Here is a 17,414-nt window from a genome sequence, read left to right as displayed (position 1 = left end):
CCTCGTTTGGCGTTAGTTGACGGACGCGTCTGCGTCTCTTTTGGCGTCAAGAGCGGCCTGCGTCTCTTCGGGCAGGTCGATCTCGTAGAAAGTATAGCTTAGCGTAATGTGGCCGGTGTGTTTGGCGTCGCGGTCAGACACGATGCCCGGGTCGACGAAAAAGCTGACCGGCATCATGACCCGTTCGCCGGGCATCAGCACCTGCTCTTCGAAGCAGAAACAGTCGATCTTGGAAAAGAAGGCACCCGCCTCGTATGGGGTCACGTTATAGCTGGCCTGCCCGGCGATCGGGCGGCTGGTGGGGTTATACGCCTCATAAAAGGCCAGACCTTGTTCGCCGATGCGGATGGTCATCTCCCGTTCGACGGGTTTGAACTCCCACGGCATCCCGCGTTCCTTGGAGGCGTCAAAGCGGACCTTGATCGTCTGATCCAGAATGTCGCCAGCAGCGGTGGCCACGTTGGGTGTACCGCCAAAGCCTGTCACCCTGCAGAACCAGTCGTAAAACGGCACCGAGGCCCAGGCCAAGCCGCCCATGAGAACCACGACGCCAACCGTTTGGAGAAGGGTTTTCTGTTTTCCGTCAACCGCCATCGGACACCCCCTGTTCAGGCTGCATCTGAAGCCCGCCCTGCGTGATCTTCACATAGGTCAATCCCAGTATGATCACGACAAAAGCCGCGAGAACCAGACCGACGCCGGTGTTGCGACCCTGACGGCGCTTGTGCAGTTCATGCTGTTTGCTCAGGCTCATCCCCAAACCCCCGCGCGATCAAGACCTGCATCCACCAGTATCGCACCGAAGTGGGCGAAGAGGTAGAGCAGCGAAAGTTTGAAGAACTTCCTTTCCGTCTTGTAGCTGTCCGCCTCGGCTGCGTCCTCGTCACGGCGGGCAATCTGCACGGCCCCTTTCAGGAACAGCGCATTCAACACGAGCGCCGTCGCCAAATAGACCGGCCCACCCACCTGAGTAAAGCCAAGGCCGATAGCAAAGACCGCCAATAGCACGGTGTAGACAAGGATATGGCGGCGTGTGGCGCGGCGACCGTGGGTCACGGTCAGCATCGGCACGGTGGCGTTGTCATAGTCCATACGGACAAACAGGGCGAGCGCCCAGAAATGCGGCGGCGTCCAAAGGAAGGTCAGGCAGAACATCAATACCGAAGCGGTGGAGATGTCGCCCGTTGCAGCGGCCCAGCCGATCATCGGGGGAAAGGCCCCGGCGGCGCCGCCGATCACGATGTTCTGTGGTGTCAGACGTTTCAGCCACATCGTGTAGATCACGACATAAAAGAAGATGGTAAAGGCCAGCAGGCCCGCCGCAACCCAGTTGGTCGCCAGACCAAGAAAGATGACGGCAAAGGCTGACAGAGTCAGCCCGATGGCCAGTGCCTCTTCCCGGGTGACTTTGCCAGCGGGGATCGGGCGCTTGGCGGTGCGTTTCATCACCGCGTCGATGTCCGAATCGTACCACATATTCAGCGCGCCCGAGGCTCCGCCGCCGACGGCGATGAACAGAACGGCGCAAAAGCCCACAAAGGGATGCACCGCGACAGGTGCCGCCAGCAGGCCCACGAAGGCCGTGAACACCACCAGCGTCATGACGCGCGGCTTTAGCAGGGCGAAGTAATCGCCGAACTGGGCCTCGTTCTCATAGGCGTCGGAATGCAGGCTTGCGTCGCTCATCATGGGTTCCTTGGCAAAAGATGCGCCGAGGCGGCGCACCTTATGGCTCTGGATGTAGGGCGGGAAACTCCCGCCGCAATCAGTTGGTCAGTACCGCCCGAACGTCGATGTAGCCACCTTCGTCGATCGACGCGGCCAGCCATGCCTCATAGGCTTCTTCGCTGACAACCTTGACCGTGATTGGCATGTAGGCGTGGGCGATGCCGCACAGCTCCGAACACTGGCCATAGTACACGCCTTCTTTTTGCGGTGTGAACCACAGTTCTGCCAGACGGCCGGGCACGGCGTCCTGTTTCACGCCAAAGGCCGGGATGGTCCAGGAGTGGATCACGTCCGCGCCGGTGACCTGCATCACGATGGTCTTGCCAACGGGCAGGACGATGGCGGTATCGGTGGCCAGCAAAAAGTCGCTCTTGTCATAACCGGCATCGACCAGTTGTTCTTCGACCCCGGCGGACATGCGGTTGTCACCGCCAGTGGCGGGGGAACCGATCATGTAGGCGTCATAGGCCAGATCGGTGCCGACATATTCATAGCCCCAGTACCACTGATAGCCGGTCACCTTGATAGTGATGTCGCCCTCAGGGATTTCCTGCTGCTTGAACAGCACCGGCAGCGAAAAGGCACCGATAAAGACCAGAATGACAATCGGGCCAATGGTCCACGCCACTTCAAGCGGCGAGTTGTGGGTAAAGGCCTTGGGGACTGGGTTGGCCTTTCGGTTGAAGCGGACGGCGGCGTAGGCCAGCAGACCAGTCACGAAGAGGGTGATGATGGTGATGATCACCAGCACCATGCCGTCCAGCCATTGAAGATCGGCGGCCAGTTCGGTCGCGGCGGGCTGAAAGCCCATTCCGCCGGCGTGCGGTTTGCCCAGCACAGGAAGGTCTTGCGCCAGTGCCGGCGCAGCAAGGAAGGCACTCAAAAGGCCCAGAAGCATCGATTTGCGTTGCATGTCTCACCCTGATCGGTTGCGAGTGTGGTCCACGGGAGGGCCACGGCGGCGGACCCGAATGGTCCACGCACCTCCCATTGCGTTCTGCCCTGCTTAAAATCATATTCCGGTATGCCGGGAAAGCTCGGCCCTTGCGGCAAACCGCCGCTTTTTTGATCCAGATCAAGCCGGAGACGCACATGACCCCCTCTGCCTTTCGCCCGTTCGAGACCCATCTGGACCTTGAGGATACCACCAAACTGGTGCGTACGGCACTGAACGGTGCCGAGGACGGCGAGCTGTTTCTGGAACGGTCCCGCTCGGAATCATTGGTGCTGGACGACGGGCGGGTCAAAACTGCCAGCTATGATTCGTCCGAGGGATTCGGCCTGCGTGCGGTGCGAGGCGAGGTGGCAGGCTATGCCCATGCGACCGAAATCAGCGCGAATGCGCTGAAACGTGCGGTGGATACGGCGCGCCTGGCGATCGGTGACGGCGGCGGGGTCATGTCGCCGCCTCCGGCGGGCACCAACCGCACGCTCTATACCGATTCTGACCCCATCGACGGCGCCAGTTTCCCGGTCAAGCTGGAGGTGCTGCGCGAGATCGACGCCTATACCCGTGATCTGGACCCGCGCGTTGTGCAAGTTACGGCAACCATCGCGGCGTCCTTGCAGGAGGTTTCGATCCTGCGGGCCGACGGCACGCTGGTCAGCGACACGCGCCCCATGACCCGGGTCAATGTCTCAGTCATCGTCGAACACAACGGTCGCCGCGAGTCCGGGACTGCGGGTGGTGGCGGAAGGGTCTCTCTCGAAGGATTGCTGGCCCCGCAGGACTGGCAGTCTAAGGCCCGCGAAGCGCTGCGCATCGCGCTGGTGAATCTGACGGCAGAACCGGCCCCGGCAGGGGCCATGGACATAGTGCTTGGCCCCGGCTGGCCCGGTATTCTGCTGCACGAGGCGATCGGCCACGGGCTAGAGGGCGATTTCAACCGCAAGGGATCTTCGGCCTTTGCCGGTCTGATGGGGCAGCGGGTTGCGGCCAAAGGTGTCACGGTTCTGGATGACGGCACGATTCCCGACCGTCGCGGTTCGATCACTATCGACGATGAGGGCACGCCCTCTGGCAAGAACGTATTGATCGAGGACGGCGTGTTGGTGGGATATATGCAGGACCGCCAGAACGCTCGCTTGATGGGCGTTCAGCCCACGGGAAATGGACGGAGACAAAGCTTTGCCCATATTCCGATGCCGCGCATGACTAATACCTACATGCTGGGCGGCGATGCCGATTCGGCGGATATTGTCGCGGATCTCAAGGACGGGATCTGGGCCGTGGGCTTTGGTGGCGGTCAGGTGGACATTACCAACGGCAAGTTCGTATTCAGCTGTACAGAAGCCTACCGGGTCAAGGACGGCAAGGTTGGCGCGCCGGTAAAGGGCGCCACGCTGATCGGCGACGGCGCGACTGCGCTCAATCAAATCCGGGCACTGGGTAACGATATGGCTCTTGATCCGGGTATGGGAAACTGCGGCAAGCAAGGCCAGTGGGTGCCGGTTGGTGTAGGCCAGCCCACGGTCATGATCGGCGGCCTGACCGTGGGCGGCGCGCAGGCCTGACGGTCCGGTTGGGCCGTTTCAGGGTTTTGGCGCGGCGTATATGCGTTCGCCATCAAAGCCCGACAATCTTTCGGAGGCGACTCGGCGCTCAGGTTGAGGCCGGTGCATACCGGCGATTTGACGGCGGGTAGTGTGGCGGTTTTTGCAAGGCGCCAGCCTTTTCACCTGTTTTTCGGATAATTCGGTGGGTTGGACCTTGCAGTCATGGATTTCGAGCCGCGATTTACCTGCCGTTAACCAGCCTGCCGCTATGACTCGTTAAGCAAGACGACGGGGTCAGGATGCGCGACGAAACTCACTCTTCCACTCACCCCCCACTCCCACCCACCACGGAAGATCATCGTGTGGCTTGGCTCCGTCTCTTGCGCTCGCGCCGCGTCGGGCCGACGACCTTCTGGCGATTGCTCGCCGAACACGGCAGTGCCGAGGCTGCGCTTGATGCGCTGCCCGGTGTCGCACGGGCCGCTGGCGTTGACCGCTATGAATCCTGTCCTCTGGGTGTGGTTGAGGCGGAATTGGCCGCCGGTCAACGTATTGGCGCTTGGATGGTCTGCCGTGGAGAGTCTGATTACCCGGAGGAGCTTGCAGAGATTTCTGATGCGCCCCCGATCCTCTGGGGTGTTGGGGATCGCACCGTCTTGCGCCGCGCCAAGGTGGCGCTGGTAGGTGCACGCAGCGCATCGTCACTGGGAACACGCATGGGCCGCCGTCTGGCCGAAGGGCTAGGGGCTGCTGGCCATGTGGTTGTCTCGGGATTGGCGCGCGGCATCGATACGGTCGCACATTTGGGCGCGCTGCCGACCGGAACAATCGCAGTCATGGCGGGCGGGGTGGACGTGCTCTACCCCTCGGAGAACACCAAACTGGCCGAGGACATAGCCGCCAACGGCGGCGCCCGTGTCAGCGAGCAGCCCATCGGAATGCAGCCTGTCGCACGCCACTTTCCTACCCGCAACCGTATCGTTTCCGGCCTGTCGCGGGGGGTCGTGGTTGTTGAGGCCGCGGCCAAGTCTGGCTCATTGATCACTGCGCGCACCGCGCTGGATCAGGGACGTGAGGTGCTGGCCGTGCCCGGCCATCCGATGGATGCGCGCGCCAGCGGGTGCAATCTCCTGATCCGCGACGGCGCGCGATTGATCCGCAACGTCGAAGACATCCTTGAGGCGCTGCCCCCGGCTGAGGCCACCTCGACGGCGGTTCAACAGGCACAATTTGACCTCTCCGAGCCGGACCCCGTGCCATCCGTTTCTCCCCCTGCAAGGCAGGTTAAATCCTCAGCCAAGGGCAAGCTGCGTGAAACGGCTGCCTTGCACCAGAGCATCCTTGAACGGCTGGGGCCGTCACCCCTGGCCGAGGATCAACTGATCCGGGATCTGGGCGCATCCGCCGGAAAGGTGTCGCCCGCCTTGACCGATCTGGAACTTGACGGGCAGATCAAGCGCCAGCCCGGAGGGTTGTTATCACTTGTGCCGCGCAACTAACCAGGGTCAGCAGACCTCGGGGATCACCGTGCCCCATGTCGGGCAGAACTGGGGATCCGCCCACCAGACATCGGTGGCGCCCGTCGCATGATGCACCGCAACCCATGTGTTGCCGGATCGCTGGTAAAGCGCCTGTATATTGGTACCGCCCCAGTCGAATGGATTGTCCCAGCCAGGGCGTTGCGGGATGTCGCCGGCAGTGATCTCGCGCCCGCCGGGCCGCATCGGATGCAGGCTAGCAAAAGCCACGTCGCCATCGACCCGCAGGACGGACACATCAAAGGACACCGGCGCGCCAAGGATCCACTCGGCGTGGGGCCGCATTGCATCCATCAGGTGAGTCCGCAGGTCGGACCCGCGCTGCGGCGTCTCCCACGCTGCGGCGGAAAACGGCGCAATGGTCAGGGTGGCAGCAGCCAGCGTCATGGCTAATCGGAACATGGCAATCCTCCTCGGAATGTCCTGATACTAAGCGTAGAAGTCGTCCGTAGAGAAGCATGATCAGGTGCGCCCCATACCCGTCGATTGACAAATCGGCCTTGCACCCCACATGTTGCGCCGCCATACGCGGCACCAGACAAGGCCCCTAGCAGGCCATAGAATTTATTCGCGAGGAAGCAGAGCCCCATGCCCGTCGTTGTCGTCGAATCCCCGGCCAAGGCCAAGACAATCAACAAGTATCTGGGGTCCGATTACACGGTTCTGGCGTCTTACGGGCATGTCCGCGACCTGCCTCCAAAGGACGGATCGGTCGATACAGAGCACGATTTCGCCATGAAGTGGGAGATCGCCAACGATTCGCGTAAACACGTTGCCGCCATCGCCGAAGCGCTCAAAACCGATGACGAACTGATCCTGGCAACTGACCCCGACCGCGAGGGGGAGGCGATCAGCTGGCATCTCAAGGAGGCGCTGACCAAACGCCGGTCGATCAAGAAAACCACCAAGGTGGAGCGTGTCACCTTCAACGCCATCACCAAGGCCGCCGTGACCGAGGCGATGAAGAACCCCCGAGACATCGACGCGCCGCTGGTCGAGGCCTATCTGGCCCGGCGGGCGCTGGACTATCTTGTGGGCTTTAACCTGTCGCCGGTTCTGTGGCGCAAGCTGCCGGGCGCACGGTCGGCAGGACGGGTGCAGTCGGTCTGCCTGCGTCTGATCGTTGAGCGCGAGCAAGAGATCGAGGCGTTCAATGCCCGCGAATACTGGCAGGTGCGTGCTGCACTGACCACGCCGCGCGGGCAGGAATTCGAGGCGCGGCTGGTCAACCTTGCTGGCAAAAAGCTGGACCGCTACGACATTGCCAATGTGACCGAAGCCGAAATGGCGGTCAGCGCAATCGAGAAACGTGCGCTAAAGGTGATGAGCGTTGAGGCAAAGCCCGCCTCACGCAACCCCTCCGCGCCCTTCATGACCTCGACTTTGCAGCAAGAGGCCAGCCGCAAGTTCGGCATGGGCGCCAAGGCGACGATGAACACCGCGCAGCGTCTGTATGAGGCCGGGCACATCACCTATATGCGGACCGACGGCATCGACATGGCGCCGGAGGCGGTGCAGGAATGCCGCGCTGCGATTCAGGATCGCTTTGGCAAGGAATATGTGCCGGGCAGCCCGCGCATCTACAAGAACAAGGCCAAGAACGCGCAGGAAGCGCACGAGTGTATCCGCCCCACTGACATGGCCAAAGACGCCGAGGCGCTGCGGCTGGCGGAACCGGATCAGCGTAAACTGTATGATCTGATCTGGAAACGCACGCTGGCGGCCCAGATGGAAGGCGCGCGGCTGGAACGCACCACGGTCGAGATTGGAAGCGACGACGGTCAGGTCGGCCTGCGCGCAACCGGGCAGGTGGTCCTGTTTGATGGCTTTCTCAAGGTCTACGAAGAAGGTCGTGATGAGCCGGCGGAAGACGACGACAAGCGTTTGCCGCAGATCATGCAAAGTGAACCCGCCAAATTCGCAGTTGGTAGCCTCAAATCCGACCACGCCAAGGCGATGGAAAAGGGCGCGGAGCGCGGTCTGCCCGCCGTAATGTCCGGCGACGGCGCAACACTGGCGACGCAAAGCTTTACCAACCCGCCGCCACGCTACACAGAGGCGACGCTGGTTAAAAAGATGGAAGAGTTGGGCATAGGACGCCCCTCGACCTATGCCAGCGTCATCACCACGATTCAGGACCGCGAGTACGTTCGCAAGGAACAGAACCGTCTGTTCCCCGAGGACAAGGGCCGGATCGTGACGATCTTTCTGCTGAACTTCTTCAAGCGCTATGTGGAATATGATTTCACGGCTGCGCTGGAAAATGAGCTGGATCAGGTCAGCGCAGGTGACAGCGACTACAAGGAACTGTTGGCCAAATTCTGGCGCGATTTCAGCGCCGCGATTGCTGAAACCTCTGATCTGCGCATCTCCGAAGTGTTGGACGTGTTGGATGAGGCGCTGGCCCCGCAACTGTACCCGCCGCGTGAGGATGGCAGCGATCCGCGTATCTGTCCGAAATGCGGACAGGGGCAACTGCACCTCAAGACATCGCGCACCGGCGGCTTTGTCGGCTGCGGCAACTACCCTGAATGCACCTACACCCGCCCGATTGCGGGTGAGGGCGCCGATGGCGAAGAGAAGGTGTTGGGCGAGGATGCGGGCGATGAGATCTGGCTCAAGGCCGGACGCTTTGGCCCCTATGTCCAGCGCGGCGAAGCCACGCCCGAGAACAAGAAACCGCCACGCGCGTCGCTGCCCAAGGCCAAGGGCAGCTATCTGCCCGGCTGGGATCCGGCGGATATGACGCTGGAAAAGGCGCTGACGCTGCTAACCATGCCGCGTGAGGTCGGGATGCACCCGGACGGCGGCGTGGTCAGCGCCAACCTTGGGCGATTTGGCCCCTATATCATGCATCAGATGCCGGATGAGGAAAAACCTGTCTACGTCAACCTCAAGGAGTTTCAGGAGGTTTTCGAAATCGGCATGAACCACGCGGTCGAGCTGTTGGCGCATAAGCGCGCCAATCCGGGACGTGGACGTCAGGCCGCCAAGGCGCTGCGCGAAATGGGCGACCACCCCGATGGCGGCAAGATGTCCGTGATGGAAGGCCGCTATGGTGCTTACGTCAAATGGGAAAAGGTCAATGCGACCCTGCCCAAGGATGTGGACCCAAAGGACTTGACGGTAGAAGCGGCGGTGGCGTTGGTCAACGAAAAGGCCTCGAAGGGCGGCAAGAAGAAGCCGGCCGCCAAAGCCACGAAGAAGCCTGCCGCCAAAAAAGCACCAGCCAAGAAGGCGCCTGCCAAGAAACCGGCGGCCAAGAAGGCCGCGCCGAAAAAGGCCGGGGGTGACGCGGACTGACTTTCCGAACACATCCTGTAAATAACATGTGATTGGTGCCGCGCCGCAGCAATATGTATCTTTCGCCTGAAACAGGCAAAGAGGGCATCATGACAGGAAGATTTTCCAGGCGCGACCTGCTGATTGCGGGGGCAGCGGCGCTGATCGTTCCGGCGCAAGTGCGTGCGCAAGAACGTCCCGAATTGGCCGGCGCCCGCCGGAATGTGTCCAGCTTCGCTAGTCAGGACTGGCAGGACCATTTTGATGAATTGGGCGTGGGCTGTATCGTCTGCGACACCACTAGCCGCGCGTTGCACTACTGGAACGCCGATGGCAGCGATTATCGCGTCTATCCGACATCTGTGCCCAAGACGGATGAGTTGACCAAACGCGGTTATACCAAGATCGTGCGCAAGAAGGTGGGCCCATCGTGGACGCCGACCGCCTCGCAAATGGAGCGGTTCCCCGATTGGCGGCCCGTCGAAGGCGGCGCACCGGACAATCCGCTGGGCACCCACGCGCTGTATTTCGATTGGCCCGCCTATCTGATCCACGGCACTCATGACACGCGCAAGATCGGTCGTCCGTCTTCGGACGGGTGCATCGGGCTGTACAATGAAAAGATCGCCGAATTGTTCGAGATCACGCCGATTGGCACGCAGGTGCGATTGATCTGATGTGAGCGCTCTCATTCCGGAGGTCCGTTGACATCTCGCTGCGGGGCGGCGAAAACTCCCCTGATCCAGAAAATAGGGGAGTTTTCTATGAAAAAGGTCTACGGCACGGCCGCCGAGGCATTGGATGGGGTGCTGTTTGACGGCATGCTCATCGCTTCGGGCGGCTTTGGCCTTTGCGGCATTCCGGAATTGCTGATCGACGCGCTGGTCGAAAGCGGCGTCAAGGACCTGACCGTCGCGTCGAACAACGCCGGGGTCGACAGTTTCGGCCTGGGCAAGCTGCTTGAGACGAAGCAGGTCAAGAAGATGATGTCTTCTTATGTTGGTGAGAACGCCGAATTTATGCGCCAGTACCTGTCAGGGGAACTGGAGCTGGAGTTCAACCCGCAGGGCACGCTGGCCGAGCGGATGCGCGCTGCAGGGTGCGGCATCCCGGGCTTTTATACCAAGACCGGCGTTGGCACTCAAATCGCCGAAGGCAAGGAAGTCAAAACCTTCAACGGGGAGGATTACATCCTCGAAGAAGGCATCTTTGCCGATCTCGCCATCGTCAAAGCCTGGAAGGCCGACGACACCGGCAACCTTGTGTTCCGCAAGACAGCCCGCAACTTCAACCCGCCGGCGGCCATGTGCGGCAAGGTCTGCGTCGTCGAAGTCGAAGAGATCGTCGAGCGCGGCTCACTTGATCCCGACCACATCCACCTGCCGGGGATCTATGTTCACCGGATCATTCAGGGGGATCACGAAAAACGGATCGAACAGCGGACCGTGCGCAAGCGGGAGGAAGCATAATGCCCTGGGATCGGAACCAGATGGCGGCGCGTGCCGCACAAGAACTCGAAGACGGCATGTATGTGAACCTTGGCATCGGGATTCCGACGCTGGTGGCCAACTATGTCGGTGACAAGGACATCACCCTGCAGTCGGAAAACGGCATGTTGGGCATGGGGCCGTTTCCGTTCGAAGGCGATGAAGACCCCGACCTGATCAATGCGGGTAAACAGACGATCACAGAACTGGCGCGCACGTCCTATTTTGACAGCGCCATGTCGTTTGGCATGATCCGCGGCGGCAAGATCGCGGCGGCGATCCTTGGCGCGATGGAAGTGGCCGAAAACGGCGATCTAGCGAACTGGATGATCCCCGGCAAGCTGGTCAAAGGCATGGGCGGTGCGATGGATCTGGTTGCCGGTGTCGGCAAGGTCATCGTGGTCATGGATCACACCAACAAGCACGGCGACAGCAAGGTGCTCAAAGCCTGCACCCTGCCGCTGACCGGCACTGGCGTGGTGGACCGGATCATCACCAACCTTGGCGTGCTGGACGTGGTTGAGGGCGGCCTGAAGATCGTCGAGACCGCCGATGGCGTGACCGAAGACGAACTGCACGCCGCGACGCAGGCGACCATCGTCTGAGACATTTGTGTCCCGAACCCAGCCGGGTTCGGGACACAATAATACGCGGATAGGGAGCGCAGCGCGCTGATCCCGATATCAAGAAGACACCGTCCGCTGTAGTCGACGATCAGGATCGTAGCGCGCGCACAGGTGGACTCCAATCTATGGTGGCATCGCATAGATTGTATTATCGCAAAAACGCATCACCATTCACACAATATCGTTGCGCGCTGACGTTGGGGCGGGAAACTGGTTGGCGGGTCAACTGATCTGTCATCGGTTGTCTGCCTGCTCTGTTTTTTCAGAACTGACAGTTTGAAAGGATATCTGATGCGTTCAATTGTTATTGCGCTTGTTTGTAGCCTGTGTGCCTCTGCCGCCTCCGCAGGTCCGCTGACCTGCTGGTACAACTCTTCGGGCGCGTTTACCGGCGCCGACGGCGGCAGCAGGGGACTGCCAGAGACCCAATGGGGGATGTCCTATGCCATCCCCAACCCGGATGGCAGTGGCTCAGGCGACTATGCCTACGTCATCATCCTGCCGACTTACGACAGTGGCAATGACTGCCCAGAAAGCGCCGAGCTGCGCGACGAGTAGCACGCGCATCTTAAAGCAACTGACTTGTCCGGGGCTCGTCAGCAATGGCGAGCCCGGCGAAGAGGTCATTTCAAACGCTCTAGTTGATAGGAAACCCATGATGCGCTTTTTACGAAACGCCGCGATCGCGGTGGTGCTGGTCTGTGCCAGCCCTGCCACAGCCGACGGGGTTGACCCTCTTTATGACGCAGACGGCACCTACCTTGGCGATGTCGAGATTGTCGGAGATGTCGTTGATCAGACAGGAACCGCATATGCGCGCCTCGATATCAGGTCTTTGCGCGTGTCGCTCTATGTCGATCCGGACGCCGTCTATGTGATGTTGGATCCGAACAACCCAATCATCCGGGGGCAGACTCCGTTCAGCGGATATTGGATCGGATGGGATCCTGACCCCAGCGGCAACTGGCGTCGCTGCGACTATGGCGTCTATCCCGATCACGCGGGCCGCAATCATCAACTGTACGGGGATCTTATCTGGACCAACCTCAGATACTCCGATCAAGAGGGATTGGTGTTTGCAGTTGATCTGGGCTTTTGCGGCGATCAGATCACGTCCTGGGCCACCAACTATGGCGGAGCGGCCGACGCTGGCCACGGTGGGGCGGGGATGGACCCCTGGGATCTGGATCATGTGCGCGACGTATGTGGCAATGCATCTGACTTGCAGGAACGTGCGGTTGGCTGCTCTCGCGTGATCGCGCACCCGGAGGCCTCTGTGGACGACGTGACCTGGGGTTTGTGGAGTCGCGCCTACGTCCGATGTGGGCAGTCTGTGCCCGATACAGAGATCGTGGCAGACCTTATGACGGCTGTTCGGTTGGACCCATACACTTGGCAAGAATATTTCCGCAACGCGGGTGGCTATGCAGGGCCGCTCGATGGTCTGGTCTCATATGAGTTGTATGAGGCGGTGGGACGTTATGTGACCGGAGGCTGCCAGTAGGCTGTCGAAACCGTTCGGCAAAGTCGCAGGTTGAATACGAAAACGGGGCAGGATCCGAAGATCCTGCCCCGTTTCATTGCGCCCTGTTCGGGAGGAGAGAGCGCAACTGTCGTTTAATCCGTGGACGGATTATTTGGCGGCCGAGGTCGCCTTCTTGGCGGTCGCTGTCACGTCGCCTGTCGCTTTCTTGACGGCAGCGGACGCGTCCTGCGAGTAATCTTTGCCAGCGGCCATCAGCAGTTCGACGGTGTCGGCCTGAACCTTTTTGGCGATCTCGGCAAAGGTGGTCGCGTTAGCGGACGCGATCTCGGCCTGAGCGGTTGCAAAGTCGGACAGCGCCTTGGCGTAGTCGGCAGGCTCTGCCTTGGCTTTGGACATGTCGGCCATCTTGGCCAGCGTGTCCTTGGTCCAGTTTGCCGACAGTTCGGTCGACTTCTTGGCAGCGTCCAGCGCGACGCTGGACAGCTTTTCGCTCAGCGTTGCGGTTGTTTTGAACGCATCATCCATGGCTTTGGTGTCCATCGGGAATGCACCCATCATGTCTTTCATCATGGCGGCGAAATCATCGTTCTTGGTCATTTGTCAGGTCCTTGTCTCTGTGATGCCGGGGCGGCGTTTTGTACTGAGGAATACATGTATGCTGCAGTGCAGCATTTCAAGAGAAACCTCGGCGGTGCGTCAAAGAGTCAACAGAATTTCCGTCGGATTTCCGTTGGTCCACGCATGGGCACAAGCCAACAAAAAGGGGCAGGATCCGAAGATCCTGCCCCAGGACATTGCGCCTCGATTGGGAGGAGAGGGCGCAATTTCCGTTTCGGTCGAAACCGAAATTACTTGGCCGTGGCGGTTGCCTTCTTGGCGGTCGCGGTCATCTCATCGGTGGCTTTTTTCACGGCGGCGGAGGCATCTTCGGAGAAGTCCTTGCCAGCAGCCATCAGCAGCTCGACGGTGTCCATCTGGACCTTCTTGGCGATCTCGGCGAACGAGGCCATGTTCTCGGCGGCAACTTCGGCCTGAGCCGATGCAAAATCGGTCACGGCCTTGGCGTAATCAGCCGGCTCGGATTTGGCTTTGGACATGTCTGCCAGCTTGGACAGAGTGCCTTTGGTCCAGTTTGCCGACAGTTCGGTCGACTTTTCGGCAGCTTCCAGTGCGACGGCGGACAGCTTTTCGTTCATGGTTGCGGTGGTCTTGAACGCGCCTTCCATGGCTTTCGTGTCGACGGGGAATGCGCCCATCATGTCTTTCATCATCGCTGTGAAGTCCTGGGTCTGTGCCATTGTGATCAATCCTTGTCTCTTGCTCATCCGGGCCCGCCCCGGCGTTAGCAGCTGACATGAATATGCATGCTGCGGCGCAGCATTTCAAGTGAAATTCTGCGTCGCAGCATGTGGCCTGCAAGCTATTGAATTTGTTTTGCTGCCTTGATCTTTACATAGGTGCCGGGGGCAGGGCAGAGCGGTTCATAGGCCGAATCACCCGGAATGCGGGCGGGTACTTTCTTGCCGGATCGCTTCTTCAACCAGTCTTCCCAGTGCGGCCACCATGACCCTTCTTGAAAATCGGCGGCCTTCTTCCAGGCATCGAAATCCAGGCTCATGTCGTCGTGGACAAAATGTCCGTACTTGCCCTTGGACGGCGGGTTGACGATGCCGGCGATGTGTCCTGACTGCCCCATGACAAACTGCTTGGAACGCGACCCCATCAGCTGCACACCCCGGTATACGTCACGCGCAGCGGCGATGTGGTCGGACTCTGCCGCGATGGACATCACCGGAACATCCACATCTTTGACGCTCAGTTTTTCTCCGAACATCTCGAACGTGCCTTTGGCAAATTCATTGCGCTGGCACAGACCGCGCAGATACTGGGTGAACATCAGACCGGGCAGGTTGGCGCCGTCACCATTCCAGTACAGCAGGTCAAAGGCAGGTGGCGTTTCACCCATCATGTAGGACCTGATCGCAGGTCCATAGATCAGGTCGTTGGAGCGCAGAAACGAAAAGGTGCGCGCCATGATGAAGGATGGCAAGAGACCTTCTTGATTGATCTCTTCTTCGATCCCGTCGGCAAAATCATCTTGCAGAAACGGCGTGAATTCACCCTGATCGCTGAAGTCGGTGAGGGCGGTGAAGAAAGTGGCGGACCGCACGGATTTGTCGCCGCGCTTTTTCATCAAAGACAACGTCAGGCACAGCGTCGTACCGGCGATGCAGTAGCCAACGGCATTCACCTTGGGGACGTCGCAAACATCTTTGGCAATCTCGATCGCCTTCAGGAACCCCTCTTCGACATAGGCCTCCAACCCGACATCGCGATACTTGGCGTCGGGGTTGATCCAGCTGACAACAAAAAGAGTGTACCCCTGATCGACAACCCAGCGGATCATGCTGTTCTGGGGTTTGAGGTCGAGAATGTAAAACTTGTTGATCCAGGGAGGGAACAACACCACCGGTGTTTCCTGAACCTGCTCGGTGGTGGGGTTATACTGGATCACTTCCATCATGCGGTTGCGATAGATCACTTCGCCTTGGGCCGTGGCGATGTTCTCGCCAATCTCAAAGGCGCTCTCATCGGCCAGACGCACAACCAGTTCACCGTTGTTGGCCTCTAGGTCGGCGACAAGGTTTTCCAGCCCGCGCACAAGGCTTTCGCCCTCGGTCTCGACCGCTTTCATCAGCGCATCGGGGTTGGTGGCCAGAAAGTTTGTCGGCGCGAACATGTCAACGATCTGCTGGCTGAAATACCGCAGTCGACGCTTTTCCTTTTCGTCCATATCCTCGATCGTGTCGACGGCCTGATGGATGGCATCGGCGTTGATGAGATACTGTTGCTTGACGTAGTTGAAGTAGGGGTGACTGTCCCAGAGCGGGTTCTTGAAGCGTTTGTCGCTGGGCCCCGGATCTTCTGGCGCTTCCAACTTGCCGCGGGCCAGTTGTTGCTGCGCCTCGACAAAGGTGGTGACGGTCTTGCCCCAAAAGCTGACCTGTTGTTCGATCAGTTTGGCGGGATTGTTGACCCATTCCTGTGCATAGGCCTGCGCGGCCTTGGCATACAGTGCGCTGTCGGGCCCGCTCAGCGCCTGTGGCGTTGGATGGCGGCGGGTCAGAGCGGAAACGAGTCGCTTGCTCAGCTCTTCCACTCGATCAAGGTTCTCCTCCAGCCGCGCACGGCTTTCGCCTGCGGCAACCTCGTTGATTGTCATTGGAACTAAATCCCCCTATCCTTCGCAGTTGCAGAAACTACCGTCGTGGGTTTCGGGGGGCAAAGCGACGAATTGGCTCGGGCTTGGGTGTGCGGATCCCCGCTGACCCCGCGAAACGAAAAGGAGCAGCCGTCGTGCGCTATATGGCCACCTACGACCTGATGGAAAGCATCCGCAACACAAATGCCTGGATGGGCGCGACCGCGCGCACCCTTGCATCCTACCCCATGTTCTCGGCCATTCCAAATCCGGCGTTGACCTGGATGGCAGCTTGGGGGGCCGTGACCGAACGGACCTTTGAACGCATGGTGGTCAAGCCTGACTGGGGTATCCACACCTTCACCTGCGAAGACGGCAAGGATCATCTTGTCGACATCGCCACAGTGGTGGAAAAACCCTTTGGCAACCTTATACATTTCAACGTCTCCGGTCGGGCCGAGCAGCCACGCAAGATCTTGCTGGTGGCTCCTATGTCAGGCCACTATGCCACGCTTTTGCGCTCAACCGTCAAGTCGCTCATCGTAAATTGCGAAGTCTACGTCACCGACTGGCACAACGCGCGCGACATTCCGGTCAGCTGCGGCAAGTTCGATATTGAGGATTATACCCTCTACCTGATGGACTTCATGCGCCATCTGGGGCCGGACACGCATGTGATCGCCGTGTGCCAACCGGCACCCTTGACGCTGGCGGCGACCGCCTATCTGGCGGAACTGGACCCCGACGCGCAGCCGCGTACCTTGACCCTGATCGGTGGGCCGATCGACCCGGACGCGACGCCGACAGACGTGACCGACTTTGGCCGCCGCGTCACCATGGGCCAGCTGGAAGAGACGATGATTCAGCGCGTCGGCTTCAGCTGCAAGGGGGTGGGCCGGATGGTCTATCCGGGCCTGTTGCAACTGGCGTCGTTCATGTCGATGAACGCCGAGCGTCACTCCACCGCGTTTCAGGACCAGATCGGTCGCGTCGCAAGAGGCGAAGCCTCGGATCACGACGCGCACAACCGATTCTACGATGAATACCTTGCCGTGATGGACATGCCCGCCGAATTTTACCTGTCAACGGTGGAGCGGATTTTCAAAAATGGCGAAATCGCCAAGAACGAATTCGTTGTCGATGGCCACAAGGTGGACATCGGGGCGATAACGAAGGTTGCGGTAAAGACTGTTGAGGGCGCCAAAGATGACATTTCGGCCCCGGGCCAATGTGTTGCGGCGTTGGATCTGTGCACCGGCCTGCCGGATGAGAAAAAGGCCAGCCATCTGGAGCCGGGTGCCGGACACTACGGTATCTTTGCGGGCAAAAGCTGGCGCAACAACATTCGACCGCTGGTGCTAGAGTTCATTGACGCCAATTCCGGGGAGGAGAAACCCGGTCCGGTTGCCGTCAATCTGGCCGATCACCGCTGAACCACTTGTGATCCCAAAGTGCGCGCCAGACGGCGCGCACAGTTTATGTCGACCTTGCGCGCGATGCGCGCCGTCCTCCGGTTTGGCGCTGTTGTCGATGTGGCGCAGGAAATCAGCCTGCAATGAAAAGGGCCAG

At 60.0% G+C, this 17,414-nt stretch carries 17 protein-coding genes; 9 read left to right on the top strand and 8 right to left on the bottom strand.

The genetic code is table 11. The annotated features are described in order from the left end of the window. Positions 1-12: 12 nt before the first annotated feature. The 4 genes from ANTHELSMS3_RS21735 to coxB all read right to left on the bottom strand — a co-directional run bounded on the left by ANTHELSMS3_RS21735 (position 13) and on the right by coxB (position 2,641). Positions 13-594: a cytochrome c oxidase assembly protein gene (locus tag ANTHELSMS3_RS21735; protein WP_094036702.1), complete on the bottom strand. Its 582-nt coding sequence runs from the start codon at positions 592-594 to the stop codon at positions 13-15. After that, complete coding sequence (locus ANTHELSMS3_RS21730; RefSeq protein WP_094036701.1) at positions 584-754, bottom strand: cytochrome C oxidase assembly protein; 171 nt, start codon at positions 752-754, stop codon at positions 584-586. The genes ANTHELSMS3_RS21735 and ANTHELSMS3_RS21730 overlap by 11 nt, the downstream gene beginning before the upstream one ends. Continuing rightward, positions 751-1,686 (bottom strand): heme o synthase, encoded by a 936-nt coding sequence (gene cyoE / locus ANTHELSMS3_RS21725; RefSeq protein WP_094037294.1) that lies wholly within the window; start codon positions 1,684-1,686, stop codon positions 751-753. The genes ANTHELSMS3_RS21730 and cyoE overlap by 4 nt, the downstream gene beginning before the upstream one ends. A 79-nt stretch (positions 1,687-1,765) precedes the next feature. Next, positions 1,766-2,641, bottom strand: a complete 876-nt coding sequence (coxB, locus tag ANTHELSMS3_RS21720; RefSeq protein ID WP_094036700.1) for a cytochrome c oxidase subunit II — start codon at positions 2,639-2,641, stop codon at positions 1,766-1,768. 179 nt (positions 2,642-2,820) lie between these two features. On the opposite strand from coxB, the gene tldD reads away from it, so the two are divergent. After that, positions 2,821-4,242 carry a metalloprotease TldD gene (gene tldD, locus ANTHELSMS3_RS21715; protein ID WP_094037293.1) on the top strand — a complete coding sequence of 474 codons (1,422 nt, stop codon included), beginning with the start codon at positions 2,821-2,823 and terminating at the stop codon, positions 4,240-4,242. A 281-nt stretch (positions 4,243-4,523) separates the two neighbouring features. After that, positions 4,524-5,723, top strand: coding sequence for a DNA-processing protein DprA (gene dprA / locus ANTHELSMS3_RS21710; RefSeq protein ID WP_094036699.1), 1,200 nt, complete (start codon positions 4,524-4,526; stop codon positions 5,721-5,723). Between the two features lie 6 nt (positions 5,724-5,729). Here dprA and ANTHELSMS3_RS21705 read toward each other — a convergent pair whose 3' ends face one another. After that, positions 5,730-6,164 (bottom strand): hypothetical protein, encoded by a 435-nt coding sequence (locus ANTHELSMS3_RS21705; protein WP_157733604.1) that lies wholly within the window; start codon positions 6,162-6,164, stop codon positions 5,730-5,732. A gap of 186 nt (positions 6,165-6,350) precedes the next feature. Here ANTHELSMS3_RS21705 and topA point away from each other — a divergent pair, with 186 nt between their 5' ends. The 6 genes from topA to ANTHELSMS3_RS21675 all read left to right on the top strand — a co-directional run bounded on the left by topA (position 6,351) and on the right by ANTHELSMS3_RS21675 (position 12,661). Continuing rightward, a complete protein-coding gene (gene topA / locus ANTHELSMS3_RS21700) occupies positions 6,351-9,065 on the top strand; it encodes a type I DNA topoisomerase (RefSeq protein ID WP_094036697.1) in 2,715 nt (904 codons plus the stop codon). An 89-nt stretch (positions 9,066-9,154) separates the two neighbouring features. Next, on the top strand, positions 9,155-9,721 hold the full coding sequence (locus ANTHELSMS3_RS21695; RefSeq protein ID WP_094037292.1) for a L,D-transpeptidase: 567 nt from the start codon (positions 9,155-9,157) through the stop codon (positions 9,719-9,721). A gap of 87 nt (positions 9,722-9,808) precedes the next feature. Continuing rightward, positions 9,809-10,513, top strand: coding sequence for a CoA transferase subunit A (locus ANTHELSMS3_RS21690; RefSeq protein ID WP_094036696.1), 705 nt, complete (start codon positions 9,809-9,811; stop codon positions 10,511-10,513). Next, positions 10,513-11,136 carry a 3-oxoacid CoA-transferase subunit B gene (locus ANTHELSMS3_RS21685; RefSeq protein ID WP_094036695.1) on the top strand — a complete coding sequence of 208 codons (624 nt, stop codon included), beginning with the start codon at positions 10,513-10,515 and terminating at the stop codon, positions 11,134-11,136. The genes ANTHELSMS3_RS21690 and ANTHELSMS3_RS21685 overlap by 1 nt, the downstream gene beginning before the upstream one ends. 312 nt (positions 11,137-11,448) lie before the next feature. After that, entirely contained in the window at positions 11,449-11,715 is a 267-nt protein-coding gene (locus ANTHELSMS3_RS21680; protein WP_094036694.1) for a hypothetical protein, read from the top strand. A 100-nt stretch (positions 11,716-11,815) separates the two neighbouring features. Further along, positions 11,816-12,661, top strand: coding sequence for a hypothetical protein (locus tag ANTHELSMS3_RS21675; RefSeq protein WP_157733603.1), 846 nt, complete (start codon positions 11,816-11,818; stop codon positions 12,659-12,661). A 129-nt stretch (positions 12,662-12,790) separates the two neighbouring features. On the opposite strand, the gene ANTHELSMS3_RS21670 is transcribed toward ANTHELSMS3_RS21675, so the two are convergent. From ANTHELSMS3_RS21670 to ANTHELSMS3_RS21660, 3 genes are all read right to left on the bottom strand, one after another. Next, complete coding sequence (locus tag ANTHELSMS3_RS21670; protein ID WP_094036692.1) at positions 12,791-13,240, bottom strand: phasin, PhaP; 450 nt, start codon at positions 13,238-13,240, stop codon at positions 12,791-12,793. Between the two features lie 251 nt (positions 13,241-13,491). Beyond that, the gene (locus ANTHELSMS3_RS21665; RefSeq protein WP_094037291.1) at positions 13,492-13,941 is read right to left on the bottom strand and encodes a phasin, PhaP; all 450 of its coding nucleotides are present in this window, start codon (positions 13,939-13,941) and stop codon (positions 13,492-13,494) included. Between the two features lie 122 nt (positions 13,942-14,063). After that, on the bottom strand, positions 14,064-15,866 hold the full coding sequence (locus tag ANTHELSMS3_RS21660) for a PHA/PHB synthase family protein (protein WP_094036691.1): 1,803 nt from the start codon (positions 15,864-15,866) through the stop codon (positions 14,064-14,066). A gap of 134 nt (positions 15,867-16,000) precedes the next feature. On the opposite strand from ANTHELSMS3_RS21660, the gene phaZ reads away from it, so the two are divergent. Next, positions 16,001-17,278, top strand: coding sequence for a polyhydroxyalkanoate depolymerase (gene phaZ / locus ANTHELSMS3_RS21655; RefSeq protein WP_094036690.1), 1,278 nt, complete (start codon positions 16,001-16,003; stop codon positions 17,276-17,278). The last annotated feature ends 136 nt before the right edge of the window (positions 17,279-17,414 follow it).

It is taken from the genome of Antarctobacter heliothermus, from assembly GCF_002237555.1.
GTDB lineage: Bacteria > Pseudomonadota > Alphaproteobacteria > Rhodobacterales > Rhodobacteraceae > Antarctobacter > Antarctobacter heliothermus_B.
The sequence above is the reverse complement of the archived record's forward strand: the minus strand, read 5'-3'. Positions and strand labels throughout refer to the sequence as shown.

Excerpts from the sequence above, each read along its gene's own strand:
- ANTHELSMS3_RS21735 (WP_094036702.1), bottom strand. The coding sequence starts at position 594 with ATGGCGGTTGACGGAAAACAGAAAACCCTTCTCCAAACGGTTGGCGTC.
- ANTHELSMS3_RS21730 (WP_094036701.1), bottom strand. The coding sequence starts at position 754 with ATGAGCCTGAGCAAACAGCATGAACTGCACAAGCGCCGTCAGGGTCGC.
- cyoE (WP_094037294.1), bottom strand. The coding sequence starts at position 1,686 with ATGAGCGACGCAAGCCTGCATTCCGACGCCTATGAGAACGAGGCCCAG.
- coxB (WP_094036700.1), bottom strand. The coding sequence starts at position 2,641 with ATGCAACGCAAATCGATGCTTCTGGGCCTTTTGAGTGCCTTCCTTGCT.
- tldD (WP_094037293.1), top strand. The coding sequence starts at position 2,821 with ATGACCCCCTCTGCCTTTCGCCCGTTCGAGACCCATCTGGACCTTGAG.
- dprA (WP_094036699.1), top strand. The coding sequence starts at position 4,524 with ATGCGCGACGAAACTCACTCTTCCACTCACCCCCCACTCCCACCCACC.
- ANTHELSMS3_RS21705 (WP_157733604.1), bottom strand. The coding sequence starts at position 6,164 with ATGTTCCGATTAGCCATGACGCTGGCTGCTGCCACCCTGACCATTGCG.
- topA (WP_094036697.1), top strand. The coding sequence starts at position 6,351 with ATGCCCGTCGTTGTCGTCGAATCCCCGGCCAAGGCCAAGACAATCAAC.
- ANTHELSMS3_RS21695 (WP_094037292.1), top strand. The coding sequence starts at position 9,155 with ATGACAGGAAGATTTTCCAGGCGCGACCTGCTGATTGCGGGGGCAGCG.
- ANTHELSMS3_RS21690 (WP_094036696.1), top strand. The coding sequence starts at position 9,809 with ATGAAAAAGGTCTACGGCACGGCCGCCGAGGCATTGGATGGGGTGCTG.
- ANTHELSMS3_RS21685 (WP_094036695.1), top strand. The coding sequence starts at position 10,513 with ATGCCCTGGGATCGGAACCAGATGGCGGCGCGTGCCGCACAAGAACTC.
- ANTHELSMS3_RS21680 (WP_094036694.1), top strand. The coding sequence starts at position 11,449 with ATGCGTTCAATTGTTATTGCGCTTGTTTGTAGCCTGTGTGCCTCTGCC.
- ANTHELSMS3_RS21675 (WP_157733603.1), top strand. The coding sequence starts at position 11,816 with ATGCGCTTTTTACGAAACGCCGCGATCGCGGTGGTGCTGGTCTGTGCC.
- ANTHELSMS3_RS21670 (WP_094036692.1), bottom strand. The coding sequence starts at position 13,240 with ATGACCAAGAACGATGATTTCGCCGCCATGATGAAAGACATGATGGGT.
- ANTHELSMS3_RS21665 (WP_094037291.1), bottom strand. The coding sequence starts at position 13,941 with ATGGCACAGACCCAGGACTTCACAGCGATGATGAAAGACATGATGGGC.
- ANTHELSMS3_RS21660 (WP_094036691.1), bottom strand. The coding sequence starts at position 15,866 with ATGACAATCAACGAGGTTGCCGCAGGCGAAAGCCGTGCGCGGCTGGAG.